Origin of the sequence: Stenotrophobium rhamnosiphilum, from assembly GCF_003052265.1 — a bacterium.
GTDB classification, from domain to species: domain Bacteria; phylum Pseudomonadota; class Gammaproteobacteria; order Nevskiales; family Nevskiaceae; genus Stenotrophobium; species Stenotrophobium rhamnosiphilum.
This window is the reverse complement of sequence record NZ_QANS01000008.1, coordinates 82,709-99,262: the sequence shown is the minus strand read 5'-3', so window position 1 is coordinate 99,262 and position 16,554 is coordinate 82,709. Positions and strand designations below refer to the sequence as shown.

Here is a 16,554-nt window from a genome sequence, read left to right as displayed (position 1 = left end):
TCTGAACGCAGGCCCGCACTTAGGGGCCTAGATTAATGTAAAGCGCGTGCAAAGCCGCGTTATATAAGGGTTAAGTTATGTACAGGATGTACGGTACCTTCGCGGGCGCATGGATGCGCAGGAGCGGAGGTGTTTGTGCAGAGATGCTGGCTTTAAAAGGCAGCGCAGAAGCGGGCGCTCCTACGAACAACTATTTCTCTTCGACGGTATTAATAATCGCCCCAGCCATCTGAAACGGCTTGTCGCCCAACATCTTCACCAGCTGTGCCGGCAGATGTTTCTTTTCCATCTGAATAATCGAGACCTGTGCAAAGCCCGAGCCGTTGGGTGACTGACCCGACCACGACTCCGCAACCGGCCCACCATCTTTGCTGCGTGCAGGGCGGATACCCATTGCGGTGAGCTTTTCGCTTTGCGGAACCAGCGCGTGAGCGCCAGCGTCGAGTGAAGCGGTCGAGGCCTGCAAATCAATCCAGGTATTGAAATCGTGCTTGAGCAGCGGCTGCGCCAAGAAGTTAACCACCGGATTTTCCAGCGCGCGTTGCGCCAATGCGGTGGTGCGTTGAGTAAGGCTTAGCGATTTTCCGCTGCGACCATTGCCAATCGCCTTTGTGTCGCTCTTGCCGCTCGTCGCGGTGAGTGCCGGGCGCAGCGAAGCAAAATTGGTTTGCACATGTGCACGCAAACGCACGCGTTCGCCATCGCCATGCGGCTCCGTGACCAGCTGCACATTAACGCGCCACAGGGGCGCATTAGCACCGTCAACCGGTACTTCGGCAGCAAACGAGAGTTCTTCGCGATCCTTCATCGGCAGGTCGTCTTCGGACGAGCGAACGCCAATGACCTCAAGACCTTTGCGGATGCGGTTTAAAATGCCCATGAGATAAGACCAAAGCAGCTTTCACAAAAATGACAGACGAATGTTACCGCTTTATCGTCACCGGCCGCGTGCAAGGGGTCTATTTCCGACAGTCCACCGCAGAACAGGCGCGCCAGTTAGGACTGAATGGCTGGGTCCGTAATTTGCCGGATGGCCGCGTCGAGGGCTTGGTCAGCGGCCCCGGGCCTGCATTGGAAACCTTGAAAGCCTGGATGCGCCACGGCCCGACGTTAGCGCGAGTCGATGGCATACAGTGGATCATCAACGACACCCAGCCGGACGCGCTTGGATTTGAAGTGCGCCGCTGAAGCTAATGGCGAGTCGCGTTCTTCGCCAATAATTGTGTCGCCAGTTCCTGACGATTGTTGGCGTTGAAGTGCGCGTAAATCTGGCGGCTGTGATAAATCGCGGTGTTGATACTGATGCCGCAGCGATCGGCAATTTCTCGATGCTGCGCTCCGCGCGCCAGCCAATAACAAATTTCAGTTTGTCGTGACGTCAGTCGGGAGTGATGCACCGCTTCGATCAAACGCAATGCAACGGGTACTTCATGCGTCACGGTGATGCCGTAGGCAATGACGTGATTGCCGTTAGAAATTTGTTCTCCGACATTTTCCGGCGTTGCATCGAGAATGTACGCCCGGAAGTTAAATCGCCCCCAAGGACTATTTTTATCCAGAGCGGGCGGCTGCCCGGCATGATCCTGATGATTGATCTGGCGTATTGAGCTCAGAACTCGCAGCAGGTCCTCTGGCAGTGAGCCTTTCAGACGCCAGTACTCACCAAATGCGAGCGTCATCAGCCGCTCAGCGTTCGGTGATAAATGACGCAGACGCATATCGCCACCCACAATGAGCAGCGCACATTCCTTGTTGTCGTATTCGAGTGTTGCTGTCGGGGCGCGTGGCTCCAGTGCGTGAGCGATCCAATGCTGCACGCGCGCCATCGGTTGTAGTTCGGCGCGGCTGACGAGCTGGTTGTGATGTTTGCGAGAGTCGCGTCCCAGAATCAATCGGCCCAGTGGTTGACCGTTACGTAAGCGTGGCAGCAAGCGAGCGCCATCGTCGCCGCCAGCGGGGCGCAGCGCTTCGTTGTGGAATGCATGATGCAGATATTCCGAACGTGAAATCCGCATGGATTCCGTCATCGGAGTCGGGCCAAATTCATAGAGCTCAGAATTGCGCCGCGAACGCATCACCTCATTCTCAAGTTGCAGAAAATAAGGATGCGCGATCATCGGCGTCAGAACCTTGTCCGCATTCTGCTCATCGATAAAAAAGTGATAGTCACCATCGGCTGTCGTGTGGTCGTAAATGCCGACGTTGAACGAGAACAGCCCATGCAGCTCATTCATAACAAGCGGCACCAGTTGTGGGCCACTGATGTCTAGTGTTGCTAATTGTTTCAACCGTGCAGAGGCGCGGGCAGTTGCTCTGAAATTTGACATCGATCTTCCGTAAAGCCAGCGGAGGTGTTAACGGTTAGAGGGGTGGGGCCTGGTGCAGTTTAATGTTGTGTCGCACTCGTTGTTAATAACTGCAAAGCCAATTCTTTGCGATTGCTAACGTTAAATCGCGAGTAGATCTGTTGGCTGTGATAAATCGCGGTGTTGATGCTGATGCCGTTGCGGTCTGCAATGTCTTGATGCGTGTAACCACTCGCGAGCCAATAACAAACTTCGGCTTGTCGTTGCGGCAGGTCGGTTTTTTGCACGGCGGTAATCAAGCGCAATGCTTTCGGCACTTCATGCGTCACGGTGATGCCGTAGGCACTGATATGTGAATTGTTTGAAATGAGCTCGGAGACATTTGCGGGCGTCGCATCCAATAGATGCGCGCGGAAACTAAAACGTCCCCAGGGACTGATTTTGTCTAGCACTGGCGGACAAGCGTGATGTTCTGATTTGTTCAGCTGGCGCAGGCCGCGCAGAACTTGCACAAGTGCTTCAGGCAAGCTGCCTTGGCGTCTCCATCGACCACCAAAGGCTAGCGATACGAGGCGCTCTGCATTGGGAGATAAGTGCTGCAAGCGCATATCGTGTCCAACGACGAGCAGGGCGACATCGTTTGTATCGTATTCGAGCGTTGGTGTAAGTTCGCGCGGTTGTAGCGCGTGCGAGATCCAATGTTGTACGCGTGTCATTGCTTGCAAATCTGCGCGTGAAATCAGTTGATCGTGATGCTTGCGCGAGTCGCGGCCAATCAGGATTCGGCCAACGGGTTGGCCATCGCGTGAGCGCGGCAACATTCTTACGCCATCATCGCCACCGGCGAGGCGCAATGCTTCGTTGTAGTAAGGGTGCTGTAGAAATTCCGAGCGTGAGATGCGCAAGGCTTCTGTCATCGGCGTGGGGCCGAATTCGCAAAGCACAGACTCACTCTCTGGGCGCACCACTTCATTTTCGAGCTGAAAAAAATAGGGATCAACGCTCATCGGCGTTAAAACCTGATCCGCATTCTGCTCGTCTACAAAGTAGTGATAGCTGCCATCCGCTGCGGTGTGGTTATAGATGCCCACTTCAAACGGCAGCAGCGCATGCAGCTCTTGCAGTACCAGCGGCGCGAGTTGCGGGCCACTGATATCAAGCGTTGCTAATTGCCGAATCCGCGCTGATGCACGCGTCGCGGCTTTGAGAATCGACATCACATTCCCCAAATCACCAATGGCATTTCTGCCGGGGGTCCTTCCCTCTGGTAGCTCATTTATCCATTTGAGCTTGCTTGTATTAGTAGCTTTTACAAGGACTTTAAGCAATCCCTATTAGCCCTTATGGGGCGCAAAAGTCGATGCAAGGCTATCTCTATGACGCGGCCGCGGGACAGGAATGAGCAAATTGCATCATCCACCTGTCGCGGCTAACTCAACTTTCAGGGAGATGGTCATGACGAATCAGCACGTAATAAAAACAAAGAGTTCGCGCGACGCTGCGCCAACATTTCGGCGCCATCTGGTCGCCACGGTTATTGCAATGAGCTTTTTTGCACCGGCGGTGTTTGCAGGTGCGACCGATGGCGCGAATGTCCCCGCCGATCCCAGTTCTGTCGCCGTAGGGCCAGGTGCAATAGCTCAGGACCAAAATTCAATCGCAATAGGAAACAGCACGACGGCACTTGCGGAAGGGGCTGTCGCAATCGGAAGCGGTCCAACTTCACAGGGTGGGACTCAGATTGATCCTGCTTCCGCTAGTGGACTGGGCAATGTCGCGATTGGTGGCGGGTTTGAGAATGGTAATGACCCGATTAATGGGACTAATCAGATTAAAGGCGCGCGTGCCACGGGCGCCTACGGCGCTGTTGCCGTGGGTGCGCATAGCCAAGCGACAGAGAGTGCTGCCACGGCAGTGGGCTTTGGTAGCCAAGCGACCGAGCTGAGAGCCAGTGCTTTTGGCAATGCCAGTTCTGCTAAAGGCGAAGGCTCGACAGCCATCGGCAATGGCGCCTCAGCGACAAAATTCGGCGCTAGTGCCGTCGGTAGTAGCAGTATTGCGAGTGGTCAAGATTCCGTTGCTATTGGACGCCTGACTAAAGCCGCCGGCGCCAACGCTACAGCGACAGGTAGCGCTGCTCAAGCGACTGCGGATTTTTCCACGGCCTATGGCACCAGTAGCAACGCTTCCCAAGGCAATGCGACGGCGGTCGGTACATCATCGAATGCCTCGGGTGTTGCGAGCAGCGCCTTTGGTACTTACGCAGAAGCTAAGGGAAGTTTAAGTACAGCCGTCGGTGGCGGCAGTTCGTTTGCCGTGCTTCAGCCGGATGGTAGCTACACCAATGGTGGTGCCGTTGCTGAGGGCAATCGTTCTAGCGCACTCGGCGTGGAGAGTGAGGCCAGAGGGACTTCGTCAACGGCGGTGGGTGACTCTGCAGTCGCAGCAGGTTCTTCGTCCATCGCGCTTGGATTTAATAGTCGCGCGAGCAGCACGGCCGGTACTGCCTTGGGTTCTAACGCCGCCGCTAACGCGGTGAGCGCAGTCGCCATTGGCTCTGGTGCGAATGTGCAGTCAGGTGCGACCAACAGTGTTGCCATCGGCAATGGTTCCATCGTGCTGAATGGAGTGACCAATGCGGTTGCCATCGGCAATAGCAGTACTGCGACTGAAAATAATACTTTCTCGGTGGGTGGAGTCGGCAACCAACGCCGCATCGTCCATGTCGCTGATGGCATCGAAAACGCCGATGCTGCCAACGTTGGCCAAGTCAACGCAGTGGCCACACGTGTGACGACTGCCGAGGGCAATATCACGACACTGCAGGGCACGGTTTCATCGCAAGGCACGCGTCTGACAACTGCCGAAACTAGCATTACAACGATGCAAGCCAAGGATCAGGATATTGAAACCAAGCTGCATCTTCAGAACGTCAGCATTACGGCGGGAGCGGTGAATACGGTGACTGCAGGTGAAGGTGCGAGTGCTGGCGGAAGCAACACGGTCACGCTGGGTACAGGTGCCACAACGCAAGCTGCTGGTGCTGTGGCAATCGGTAACAACGCTAGGGCGGTGACATCAAATTCGGTGGCTATTGGTAACGGTGCCGTTGCGCAGTCTTCCGTCGCTGTGGGCACTGGCGCACAAGCATTAGGCACCAATACCACGGCGGTAGGTGACAACGCGGTGGCCAATGGCAATCTCTCCACCGCGATTGGCAACAATGCCCAGACCACCGCCGCGGCTGCGAACAGCATCGCCTTGGGTAATGGCTCTATCGCTGATCAAGCGAACACCTTGAGTATTGGCTCAGCTGGCAATGAACGCCGCATCACTAATGTCGCTGCGGGCACCGGCCCTACAGATGCTGTGAACTTCAAACAGTTGCAAGACGCTGTGAGCGGCTCGGGTGCACTCATTGGTCGTGTCGCCGATGCGGCTTATCGCGGTACTGCAATCGCGATGGCAACGACGCCGAATCCGATCATGCTCAAGCCGGGTCAGTATTCGGTGACGACAGGCTATGGCCACTATCGTGGACAAGATGGTTTGGGTCTGAGCGTTTCGCGTTTCAATGAAAGCGGGCATAGCGCCTTGAACCTTGGTGTTGGTTATTCACCACAAGGTGGCGGCGCAGCAGTGCGCGGCAGCATGTCGTTTATTCTTGGCGGCGATTGATTCATCGCAGTAACAAAAAAAGGCCCGCGCAATGCGGGCCTTTTTCTTTGAAGCGTACTGCTTAGATTTCGATGCCGCGATTGTAGATAAAGTCGAAAGCAAAACCGCGCTTCACGGTTTTTGCGTCGGCGTAATCGGCCAAACGTGCAAGACGTGCTGGGAGTTTCATCAGCTTTTCTTGGCACTGACGACCGAGGTCGTTGAGGCCGGTGAGCGAGCCGATGTTCCAGAACTCCAACAGTTCTTCCAAAATCTTTTGATACTGACGCGTGCCAAAGATGTTGGCGCGACGCAGCACTTCGCTCATGTCGTCAAAGCCAGTGATGGCGTGGCCGGGCATAGCGAAACCAGTGGCGACTTTGAGCAGCGAGTTGAGTGCGCGGTTGGTGTCGATTTTCAGAATGCCGTCGAACGCTGCGCGATAAAACGCGTAGTGACGTGACTCATCTGCCGAGATGTGTGCGAGCACGCGTTGGCCGCGTGGTTCGTACTGTCCGCAGATGCGGCCGGTGTTGGAGTGCGAAACCTGCGTCGCCTTTTCTTGCAACGAGGTGTAGGCGAGCAAGCGATACGGGTCGTTTTCCCATTCCGGTTCAAAGCCAGCGTCGATGTACTGAAACTGGCGACGCTCGAACGCGCTCATATCAAGGATGCGCACTTCGCGGATGTAGTCACGCATGGCGCAGCCGTGGCGATCTTCTTCGGCGGTCCAGAGATTGTTCCAGGTGCTCCAAGGGCTTTCGTTGCCCAAGTACACGGCGATCAGGCGATGGAAGTGCGGTAGGCCTTCTTCCGTCAGCAGGTTCAATGCGAGTGCAACGCGAACCGTGTCCGGGATGCCGCGTGCGGCGTCGCGGGTGCGAAGGATCTCGGCTTCCGTTTCTTCGCCAGCTTTTTCGTCGGCGCAAAGCAGGTCATTCGGGAACCACAGCTTGCGGCCGCCCTTGTGCAGTTCGATCTGCTCGCGGACTAGCGGTTCCAGGTGGACCAGAACTTCAATCTGGTCGGGTGTGCCAAAGCGGCTGGACGACATAACGGCTGACATCGGCTTGAGGCCTCTAGCTAGGGAAAGCACGCATCGAAAGCCGATGCATGTTTACACAATATACACTTGTGCAGTGGCGCGCAATATACACTTGTGCAGTAAACCCGCGAATTGAGTCCGCACCAGCCTTTATACGGCTTTAAGAGCGGATTAGATCCAGGAATTCCTGGCGAGTGCGGGAATCCTCGCGGAAACGGCCCAGCATCACGGACGTCACCATGTCCGAATTCTGCTTGCCGACGCCGCGCATCATGGCGCAAAGGTGTTTCGCTTCAATGACAACCGCCACGCCTTTGGCGCCGGTGACGTTTTGCACGCATTCGCCGATTTGCTTGGTCAGGTTTTCCTGAATCTGCAGGCGGCGGGCAAACATATCGACGATGCGGGGGATCTTGGACAGGCCGATGACCTTGCCATCCGGCAGGTAGGCGACGTGGCATTTGCCGATAAAGGGCAGCAGATGATGCTCGCACAACGAGTACATCTCGATATGGCGCACGATCACCATCTGGTCATTTTCAGACTCGAAAATGGCGCCGTTGACGATCTCGTTGATGTCCTGCTCATAGCCCTGCGTCAGATACTGCATGGCTTTGGCGGCACGCAAAGGCGTGCGAACGAGACCTTCGCGTTCAGGATTTTCCCCTACGGCTTCGATGATGGCTCTAAACTGTGCTTCCATTGCGGCGCTCGTCTTCTGATTTCGCCGTAGATTGTCCCATACCTGCTCAGCTCGTGGTTCATGTCCAAGCGTCCAAATACCGTCATTAAAGAAGTCCCGATCGACCTGATTCGTCCCGGGTCCCAGCAGGCGCGTCGGCATTTCGATGCGGATGCGTTGCGTGATCTGGCGGAGTCCATCCGCGAGTCCGGCGTGGTGCAGCCGATTGTGTTGCGTACACAGGTTTGGGGTTATGAGCTACTGGCGGGTGAGCGCCGTTGGCGCGCTGCGCAGCAAGCGGGCCTGCACGATATTCCGGCGATCATTCGCGATGATTTGACCGATGACGAGGCCTTCGTTGTTGGCCTCATCGAAAACTTGCAGCGTGAGTCACTCACGCCGATGGAAACTGCGGCGGGCCTTAAACGTCTCTCAGAAATTTTCACGCTGACGCATGAGCAGATTGGCGAGCGCGTTGGCAAATCACGCGAATACGTCTCTAACTATCTGCGTTTGATCAATCTCGCGCCGACAGTGCAGGCGCTGGTTAATGAAGGTCACATTCTGCTCGGCCACGCCAAAGTGTTGGCGGGCCAACCGCTGGAACATCAGATTCGTTGGGCAGACGAAGTCATTCGTCACAAGCTCACCGTGCGCATGTTGGAGCGCAAGATTGCGGCGGTACGCGATAGCAAGATTGTGTTTCACCCTACCAAGCCAGGTGACTGGAAAAAGCTCGAGCGTGATCTCTCAGACCTGCTCGGGTGCAGCGTTTTGGTCAGTGCAGACAAAAAAGGTAAGGGTGAACTGAAGGTGAAGTTTCACTCTCTCGATGAGCTGGATGGCGTGCTCGCAAAGGTCGGCTATTCGGCAGATTGATGGGTGGAGCCAGTCGGCATGTCGCTGACCAAAAGGGTCTACCTAAACGAGTAGTATTTATCGACAGAAGGTTGGGATAAAGCTGTGGATAAGCTTTGATGTTCACCGCAGCAATGCAGGTAGTTAAAGGGTTTGCTCCGCACGTGACGATTTTTTTACCGTTATGTGACCCGGCAACCGTAGCGACAGTTTCGGTGCATTAAAATGCAGCACGGTTTGTTTTTTTGTATTTACTAATTTTTAGTAATGATATTATTTGCACACAACCCTAAAGCTGCCAACCGGCAGTGCGGGTGGATGTTTGGAGGCGGTTTTGGAAGTGCAGAAGCTCCAGTTTGATTTGTTTGACGACCGCTACGAAGTCATCGAGCGGGTCAGTGCCAAGTCGCGCAACATTCGCATCGAAGTCCGTTCGCCGCGCGAAGTCGTGTTGGTGATTCCACGTCATGCGCCCAAATATGCAGCGCGCGATTTTTTGAAAAGTCGCGAAGGTTGGATTCAACAAAAAATTGCGGAGATGCGTCAGCGTCATGCGGATGCGCCACTTGATCCGCAGCGTTTGAATTGGGACAACCGCGATCGCATTCCACTGCGTGGCATTGATCTGCCGCTCCGAGTTGTCAGCACCAGCATGCGCAACATCAGCGTGCGAGTTGATGACGAAGCAATCAGCGTGTTCTCTCCTTCTGCCCAACTGGGCGATCGCACAAAGTTGCAGCGTGTGTTGGTGCAAGAACTGCAACGCCAAGCGCGGCAAGACGCGCAACGCATGATGAACGAAGAAGCCGCGCGCCTAGGTATTCGCGTCGGTGAACCGCGTATCGGCGATCAAAAAACTTTGTGGGGAAGCTGTGCTGCTGATGGTGGCATCAGCTTGTCTTGGCGTTTGGTGATGGCGCCGCCCGCAGTGTTTCGCTACGTTGTGATTCACGAGCTTTGCCACATCAAGCATCACGATCACTCCGACGCATTTTGGGCGTTGGTCGAACAACAGATGCCAGACTTTGATACGCACCGCACTTGGTTGCGTGATCAGGGCGCGCGATTGCATTTGTATTTGCCGAGTTCGCGCAGCGCGAACTAACACTTTCTTTCAGACAACAAAAAGGCGAGCCGAGGCTCGCCTTTTTGTTTGAAGGGTGAAGCTTACTTCGTGGTAACGCTGGCGTTAGCGTCAACCGAAGGAACTGCTGCTGAAGCCTTGGCTTCTGCATCAGCCTTTGCTTTGGCAGCGTTCTTCTTGGCGCGGTGCTTGGCAGCTTTGCCTTCGCTCTTGGCTTCAGCAGCAGCGTCCTTGCCTTCGGCTTTAACGTCTGCAGCGGCGCCCTTGGCACCGTCAGCAGCCTTGTGGCCGGCTTCTTTAGTTGCGTCAACGGTTTTGCCTGCAGCGTCTTTAGCGCCGTGAGCAGCGCCCTTGGCGGCGTCGGTGGTTGCGCTGACGGTGCCCTTAGCGGCATCGGTCACGCCAGAGGTGTCGAGGCCAACCGAAGCGCCGAGGCCGGCAGCAAAGATCGGAGCAGAAAGAGCCAGAGCAGCAGCGGCAGCAGCGAGTGCGAATTTTTTCATGTGAGTGATCCTCGTTATAGGTGTGGTTGAAACTAAATGCGGGTGGAACGGGATGCATATTACGGTCAAATTCTGAACGATCTATGAATCAGGTCGCCGATCTGACAATCATTATTTCGATATGCCCAAAACCCGGCTTATTGGCCGGGTTTGCCCCCATTAAGACGCTTTGCGGAGCTGGCCGGTCTTTTTGAGGTGTACGAGCAGCAGCGACACCGCCGCAGGCGTGATGCCTTGAATGCGCGAAGCCTGCGCCACGGTTTGTGGGCGATGCTGAACGAGTTTGACGCGCACCTCGTTGGAGAGGCCTGTCACGGCGGTGTAATCCAAATCAAGCGGCAGCGGGGCATCTTCATGGCGGCGGCTGCGTTCGATATCTAGCTGCTGACGATCGATATAGCCCGCGTACTTGGTTTGAATTTCGACTTGCTCTGCAACGTCCGGATCAATGCCGTCAGCGCCCATGCCTAAGCGCGCCAGTGTTGCGTAATCACCTTGAGGGCGACGCAGCAATTCCAATGCGGAAAAACCACTGCTCACGGCTGCGGGACCAAACACTTCAACGATTTCTGGCGTGCTGAGCTGCGCTGGCTTGAGCCAGAGCTGATCAAGACGCGTGCGTTCTAGTTCGATGGCCTCGCGCTTCTGTGTGAAGTGCTGCCAACGCGCGTCATCAACCAAGCCCATGTTGCGGCCGAGTTCGGTGAGACGAAGATCAGCGTTGTCTTCACGCAGCAGCAAGCGATGCTCGGCGCGTGAAGTGAACATGCGATACGGCTCGGTGGTGCCGCGCGTGATCAGATCATCAACGAGCACGCCGATATAAGCCTCGTGACGCTGTGGTGTCCACGGCGCTTCGTTTTTAACTTGCAGACCCGCGTTGATGCCGGCGAGCAAACCTTGCGCGGCGGCTTCTTCGTAACCGGTGGTGCCGTTGATCTGGCCAGCGAGATACAGACCCTTGATGTGTTTGCTCTGTAGGGAATTCTGCAAATCACGCGGATCAAAATAATCGTATTCAATCGCGTAGCCCGGACGCACGATGCGCGTGTTCTCAAGGCCTTTGATCGAACGCACGAAGCGTTCTTGAATATCGTAAGGCAGCGAAGTCGAAATGCCGTTCGGATAAATTTCCGTCGTGCTCAAACCTTCTGGCTCCAGAAAAATCTGGTGCGAGAGTTTGTCGGAGAAGCGATTGACCTTGTCTTCAACGGACGGACAGTAGCGCGGACCCACGCCTTCAATCACGCCATTGAACATCGGCGAGCGATCAAAGCCGCTGCGAATAATGTCGTGCGTCTGCTCGTTGGTATGCGTGATGTGGCAGTTGATCTGCTGTGGATGCTGCGCACGCGAGCCCATGAAAGAGAACACCGGTGTCGGTGTGTCGCCCGGCTGCGGTGTCAGCACATCCCAATTAATCGTGCGGCCATCAAGACGTGGCGGCGTGCCGGTCTTGAGACGGCCGATGCGTGGAAGTGCTTCGCGTAGTCGCACCGACAGCGCATTGCTTGGCGCATCGCCTGCGCGACCGCCGGGCATGTTCTCCATGCCGATATGAATGCGGCCAGCGAGGAAGGTGCCAACCGTGAGCACGACAGCAGGCGCGTAAAATTTCAGGCCCATCTGTGTGATGACGCCGGTGATGCGTTCACCTTCCAGAATCAGATCGTCGACCGGCTGTTGGAACAGCGTCAGGTTCGGCGTGTTTTCCAGTTCGTGACGTACAAAGGCTTTGTAAAGCGCACGGTCTGCTTGAGCGCGAGTGGCGCGAACGGCTGGGCCTTTGCTGGCGTTGAGCATGCGGAACTGGATGCCGGCGTGGTCCGCACCGCGAGCCATCAAGCCGCCGAGGGCGTCGACTTCTTTAACGAGGTGACCTTTGCCGATGCCGCCAATGGCGGGGTTGCAGGACATCTGGCCCAGCGTTTCGATGTTGTGCGTGAGCAGCAGCGTGCGCAGGCCCATGCGGGCAGGCGCGAGCGCGGCTTCGGTGCCGGCATGGCCCCCGCCGACGACAATCACATCAAATTGGTGGTGTTCAGACATGGGTCAACTCGCTAAGGGCGCGGATTTTACGCTGATCTGAGTAAAAAGTGATCAATGCAGGCTACTTCTGCCCTGCGGAGTGCTAATTTGCGCGCAATAAAAAATAAGGCAGAACCATGACGGATTGGGCACAGCGGTTTTCGGAGTATTTCATTCGCCATTTGGCGGCGCAGGGCTTTAGCGCCGAACAAATCGCGCAATGGGCATGGAAGCCGTATCGCTTGGACGAGCTGCGTATCACGGGTGCAGGTCGTGACCTGGACTATTCAAAGCTCGAATTGAGTCCAACCGAGATCCGCGAAAGACTCGCGCTGGCCTCTACTGCTGGCGTCGCAGCCAATCAGGATCTTTATCACAAGCAGAAAATCGTGCTGGTGATGCTGCCCGGGTTTACCCATGAAACGTTGAAGAATTTTTCATGGCATGAGTCGATTGAACGCAAGGATTCACCGCATCACGTCGTGATGCTCAAGCCGGGCCCAACGAGCGATGCGCCAGAAGAGCAGGTTTATGCGTGCGGCGATGGCCTCAAGCTGCTCTATGTGAAATACCCGCGTTCCAATGCAGCAATGCGGCATATCAATGAGCCGCTGTTTGAGATGCTGCACAACAGCCCGAGTCTGCGCGGGTGGGTAGACGAGGGATACAAGCTTTTCTTTATCGGCTATTCCTATGGCTCGCCTCTGGCGCTGGAACTGCTGGCTGATCTGCACGCGGGCCGTTTCGCCGACAGCTTCATTCTCAAAAACACGCGTGGATTCCTTGGGCTGTGTGGCGATATCGGCGGCTCATATCTGGCCGACGATTTGCTGAGTCCCAAGCCAAAGTTATTTAGCATTCATAAGGTGATCGACTTCTGTAGTCGTCATCCGCTGATCGGAAAATTGGCCGGTCTTGGTACGCCGCAGCTACGTGAAGACATGGCCGATGGCATCGGCTCGCTTGCACACGAGGAGCGTCAGTCACGCATGCGCGACTACGCGCCGAAGCTGCCGCCGCAACTCAAATACTTTTCAATTGGCGCGGTGTTGCCGCTGAAGGATTACAAGCGGCACTGGTGGCAGTTCAATCTCGATGACTACGCCATGTATCGTCAGGCGCTCGTGTCGGAGCCGGTCTCAATCTACAACGATGGTCAGGTCGTGCTCAGCGATAACCTAGTGCCGAAAGTGCCTCAGATCGCTGCTCAAAATAATATCCACCTCGGCGCCGTGCGTACGCATCACTGGGGTGTGAGTTATAAGACTTTTAATCTCGGGAATAACGACTTCCCACGCTTGGCGTTTTATCGCGCGCTGATGCAGACAATTTTTGAAGCACTCTAGAAATAATTTTTACAAAAAGGTGATGTATGGCGGGTAGCAGTTTGTTGGCATTGATTGACGATATCGCCTCGATACTCGACGACGTTTCTGTGATGACCAAAGTCGCGGCTAAAAAGACCGCAGGCGTACTCGGTGACGATCTCGCGCTGAATGCGCAGCAAGTTTCTGGCGTGAATGCGGATCGTGAGCTGCCCGTGGTTTGGGCAGTAGCTAAAGGTTCGGCAATCAACAAGCTGATTCTGGTGCCCACAGCATTGGCGATCAGCGCGTTCATTCCTTGGGCGATTATTCCGCTGCTGATGTTGGGCGGCGCATATCTGTGCTTTGAAGGCGTGGAAAAACTTGCGCACAAGTTTCTGCATCATGCGGATGAAGATCAGGCGCAACGAGAGGCGCGCCTCAAAGCGATTGCAGATGCCAGCGTCGATATCGTCGCGTTTGAAAAAGACAAAGTGAAAGGTGCAGTGCGCACGGATTTTGTGCTGTCTGCCGAAATCATTGTGATTGCGCTCGGCACGGTTGCAGGTGCGACCTTCGAGAAACAACTTGCTGTGCTTTCGCTGATCTCAGTGGTGATGACGGTCGGCGTGTATGGCTTGGTGGCGGGCATCGTCAAACTCGATGACGCTGGCCTCTATTTCAGTCGCAAAGCGAATGCCGCAGCACAGTTGCTCGGCCGTGGATTGCTGGCTTTTGCGCCGATGTTGATGAAGACCTTATCGGTTGTCGGCACCGCCGCCATGTTCATGGTCGGCGGCAGCATTTTGGTTCACGGCTTGCCGATTGTGCATCACGCGATTGTTGCGATTTCAGCTTCGATTGCTGGCGTTAATGTGTTGGTGCAGGCAATCGCTGGCACGGTGTTGGAAGCAGTGTTTGGTGTTATCGCGGGTGCGCTTGTTCTTGCAGTGGTGATGCTGATCCAGCGCCTACGCAAGTAAGTTGTCCGTAGTCCGGGTGAAACCCGGGTTGCACCCGGGCTACAAAAGCGTTGCGCCTTCGAGTTTGAGCAACGCCGTTTTGCGATCAAGTCCACCCGCGTAACCGGTGAGTGAGCCATCACCGCCGACGACGCGGTGACAAGGCACGATTACGCTGACTGGATTGCGGCCGACGGCTGAACCCACCGCGCGTACGGCCGCTGGTTTGCCGATGGATTTGCTGAGTTGTCCGTAGCTCGTCGTCTCGCCGCTGCGAATCTTCAATAGCGCCTGCCACACCGATTGCTGGAACTCGGTGCCGCCTTGCAGATCAAGCGGCAAATCAAAGTTTGTGCGCTTGCCATCGTAGTACTCGCGCAATTGCTTCACGGCTTTGATCAGCACTGGATGATTTGCATCGTGCGGCCAGTCCAGCGTGTTCGGCAGATGACGTTGGCCATCAAACCAAAGTCCCGCCAAACCTTTGCTCGTCGCCGCGACAATCATCGGGCCGAGTGGGCTTTCGTAACGAGTCTGAACAATTGAGGGATCGAATTTCATGACGGTTCCTTCTTGGTGGCGCTGAGTCCATTCCATGCGCGAATGACGGCGTAACTGCGCCAGGGTTTCCAGATTTGCGATGCAGCTTCGGCTGCACGGGTTGGATTTTTTTCTTCCTTCACGTTTAGCGCTTTGTGAAGTGCGATATCGCCTGCGGGAAATGCATCAGGCCAACGCAGCGCGCGCATCGCGATGTATTGCGCGGTCCAGTCGCCGATGCCTGGTAATTCTTTCAGGGCTTCAATGGTTGCGGGCACATCAACTCCGCTATGAAGCGCGATGCGTTTTTCCGCTACAGCGCGCGCAATACCAACAATCGCGGCTTGTCTTTGTTTGACGATGCCGAGTTGTCCGAGTGCATCGCCTTCGGCTTGTGCGAGCACGGCAGGCGCAGGGAACAGGCGCGTCATTTCTGGGTATGGCGTTTCAATCGGTTCGCCAAACTTATCGACGATGCGCTGCGCCAAGGTGCGGGCCGCAGCAACGGTGATTTGCTGTCCGAGCACAGCGCGTACAGCAAGTTCATAACCATCCATTGTGCCCGGCACGCGTAGGCCATCATCGTTCGGGAAGCTGTCATGCAAGACGGCATTGATGGTTTGCGGATTGGCGTCGAGATCCAACGCAGCGCGTAGCTTTGAAATCACCGCAGGCAAAACGCTGCGCAGGGAATCACTGACGCGCAGCAGCACCTGATGTTGCACTGGATCAAAGCTGCTCATGATCCAACCGCTCGCGATGTTGCCGTTCGCTTCAAGTCGCAGCGTGCGACCGACGCGCAGGTCATCTGCGGTGTTGGCGACAAACTCGACGTCATTGATGCGTCGCGTTTTTAGAAAAGCCAACATCGCGTGGACGTCATACGGTGGGCGATAGCCAAGGCGCACCAGAGTGCCGTCGCCACTGGTTTGATTGGCGCCATCGCGGCGTAGTTGTGTTGGATTCAGTTTGTAGTGCTGCGCGAATGCAGCGTTGAAGCGCCGCACGCTGGCGTAGCCGCTGATAAGTGCAATTTGTGTGATTGGCAGATTGGTATCGGCCAGTAATTGTTTGGCGGTGAGCAAACGGCGTGTCTGCAAATACTGCATCGGCGTTACGCCGAACTGCGCTTCGAAAATGCGACGTACATGGCGATCCGTCACGCCAAGTTTCTGGGCGAGCTTTTGTACGGAAGGTGCGGCCTCGCCCCAGCCCTGCGATTCATCTAGCAAGCGCGCTGCTTGCTGCGCGAGGATCGTGCTGGCGTCTTGTGTGGACCAAGTGAGCGAGTAAGGCGCGAGTTCTGGGCGGCAACGCAGACAAGGTCTAAAGCCCGCGCTCTCCGCTTGTGCTGCATGCGTATAGAAGCGGCAGTTTTCGCGCTTGGGCGTGCGGACTTTGCAAACCGGGCGGCAGTAAATGCCGGTGGAGGTCACGCCAATAAAAAAACAGCCGTCAAAGCGCGCGTCCCGAGCCGTCAGGGCTAGGTAGTAAGTGTCGGCTTGCGGCGTCTGCGTATCGAGTGACATGGCCTGCATGATACGCAGGCTGATGGCCGTGACTAGCCGTTTTCGGACACGTGGTT

At 55.8% G+C, this 16,554-nt stretch carries 14 protein-coding genes and 1 pseudogene; 6 read left to right on the top strand and 9 right to left on the bottom strand.

Going from position 1 to position 16,554, the window contains the following annotated elements; translation table 11 throughout:
• Window positions 1-190: 190 nt before the first annotated feature.
• Complete coding sequence (locus tag CJD38_RS17350) at window positions 191-880, bottom strand: hypothetical protein (protein WP_107941644.1); 690 nt, start codon at window positions 878-880, stop codon at window positions 191-193.
• 29 nt (window positions 881-909) lie between these two features.
• Between CJD38_RS17350 and CJD38_RS17345 the strand changes: the two genes are divergently transcribed.
• Window positions 910-1,188: an acylphosphatase gene (locus CJD38_RS17345; RefSeq protein WP_107941643.1), complete on the top strand. Its 279-nt coding sequence runs from the start codon at window positions 910-912 to the stop codon at window positions 1,186-1,188.
• A gap of 2 nt (window positions 1,189-1,190) precedes the next feature.
• On the opposite strand, the gene CJD38_RS17340 is transcribed toward CJD38_RS17345, so the two are convergent.
• Window positions 1,191-2,327, bottom strand: coding sequence for a helix-turn-helix transcriptional regulator (locus CJD38_RS17340; RefSeq protein WP_107941642.1), 1,137 nt, complete (start codon window positions 2,325-2,327; stop codon window positions 1,191-1,193).
• A gap of 59 nt (window positions 2,328-2,386) precedes the next feature.
• Window positions 2,387-3,523, bottom strand: coding sequence for a helix-turn-helix transcriptional regulator (locus tag CJD38_RS17335; protein WP_107941641.1), 1,137 nt, complete (start codon window positions 3,521-3,523; stop codon window positions 2,387-2,389).
• 238 nt (window positions 3,524-3,761) lie between these two features.
• Here CJD38_RS17335 and CJD38_RS17330 point away from each other — a divergent pair, with 238 nt between their 5' ends.
• Entirely contained in the window at window positions 3,762-5,984 is a 2,223-nt protein-coding gene (locus CJD38_RS17330) for a YadA family autotransporter adhesin (RefSeq protein WP_161554277.1), read from the top strand.
• Window positions 5,985-6,045: 61 nt separating this feature from the next.
• Here CJD38_RS17330 and CJD38_RS17325 read toward each other — a convergent pair whose 3' ends face one another.
• Together CJD38_RS17325 and folE are read right to left on the bottom strand one after the other, a co-directional pair.
• Window positions 6,046-7,029, bottom strand: coding sequence for an acyl-ACP desaturase (locus CJD38_RS17325; protein WP_107941639.1), 984 nt, complete (start codon window positions 7,027-7,029; stop codon window positions 6,046-6,048).
• Window positions 7,030-7,168: 139 nt separating this feature from the next.
• Window positions 7,169-7,720 (bottom strand): annotated as a pseudogene (gene folE / locus CJD38_RS17320) (GTP cyclohydrolase I FolE); the annotation flags it as partial.
• Window positions 7,721-7,771: 51 nt separating this feature from the next.
• On the opposite strand from folE, the gene CJD38_RS17315 reads away from it, so the two are divergent.
• Together CJD38_RS17315 and CJD38_RS17310 are read left to right on the top strand one after the other, a co-directional pair.
• Window positions 7,772-8,569, top strand: coding sequence for a ParB/RepB/Spo0J family partition protein (locus CJD38_RS17315; RefSeq protein ID WP_107941638.1), 798 nt, complete (start codon window positions 7,772-7,774; stop codon window positions 8,567-8,569).
• Window positions 8,570-8,888: 319 nt separating this feature from the next.
• On the top strand, window positions 8,889-9,653 hold the full coding sequence (locus CJD38_RS17310) for a M48 family metallopeptidase (protein ID WP_161554276.1): 765 nt from the start codon (window positions 8,889-8,891) through the stop codon (window positions 9,651-9,653).
• A 62-nt stretch (window positions 9,654-9,715) separates the two neighbouring features.
• On the opposite strand, the gene CJD38_RS17305 is transcribed toward CJD38_RS17310, so the two are convergent.
• Both CJD38_RS17305 and mnmG read right to left on the bottom strand, forming a co-directional pair.
• Window positions 9,716-10,135, bottom strand: coding sequence for a hypothetical protein (locus CJD38_RS17305; RefSeq protein ID WP_107941636.1), 420 nt, complete (start codon window positions 10,133-10,135; stop codon window positions 9,716-9,718).
• Window positions 10,136-10,294: 159 nt separating this feature from the next.
• On the bottom strand, window positions 10,295-12,184 hold the full coding sequence (gene mnmG, locus CJD38_RS17300) for a tRNA uridine-5-carboxymethylaminomethyl(34) synthesis enzyme MnmG (protein ID WP_107941635.1): 1,890 nt from the start codon (window positions 12,182-12,184) through the stop codon (window positions 10,295-10,297).
• A 116-nt stretch (window positions 12,185-12,300) separates the two neighbouring features.
• On the opposite strand from mnmG, the gene CJD38_RS17295 reads away from it, so the two are divergent.
• Window positions 12,301-13,509, top strand: coding sequence for a hypothetical protein (locus tag CJD38_RS17295; protein WP_107941634.1), 1,209 nt, complete (start codon window positions 12,301-12,303; stop codon window positions 13,507-13,509).
• Between the two features lie 26 nt (window positions 13,510-13,535).
• The gene (locus tag CJD38_RS17290; RefSeq protein WP_107941633.1) at window positions 13,536-14,450 is read left to right on the top strand and encodes a DUF808 domain-containing protein; all 915 of its coding nucleotides are present in this window, start codon (window positions 13,536-13,538) and stop codon (window positions 14,448-14,450) included.
• Between the two features lie 39 nt (window positions 14,451-14,489).
• On the opposite strand, the gene CJD38_RS17285 is transcribed toward CJD38_RS17290, so the two are convergent.
• Window positions 14,490-14,990, bottom strand: a complete 501-nt coding sequence (locus CJD38_RS17285; protein WP_107941632.1) for a methylated-DNA--[protein]-cysteine S-methyltransferase — start codon at window positions 14,988-14,990, stop codon at window positions 14,490-14,492.
• A complete protein-coding gene (locus tag CJD38_RS17280; RefSeq protein ID WP_206363061.1) occupies window positions 14,987-16,498 on the bottom strand; it encodes a DNA-3-methyladenine glycosylase 2 family protein in 1,512 nt (503 codons plus the stop codon). The genes CJD38_RS17285 and CJD38_RS17280 overlap by 4 nt, the downstream gene beginning before the upstream one ends.
• Window positions 16,499-16,554: the final 56 nt, after the last annotated feature.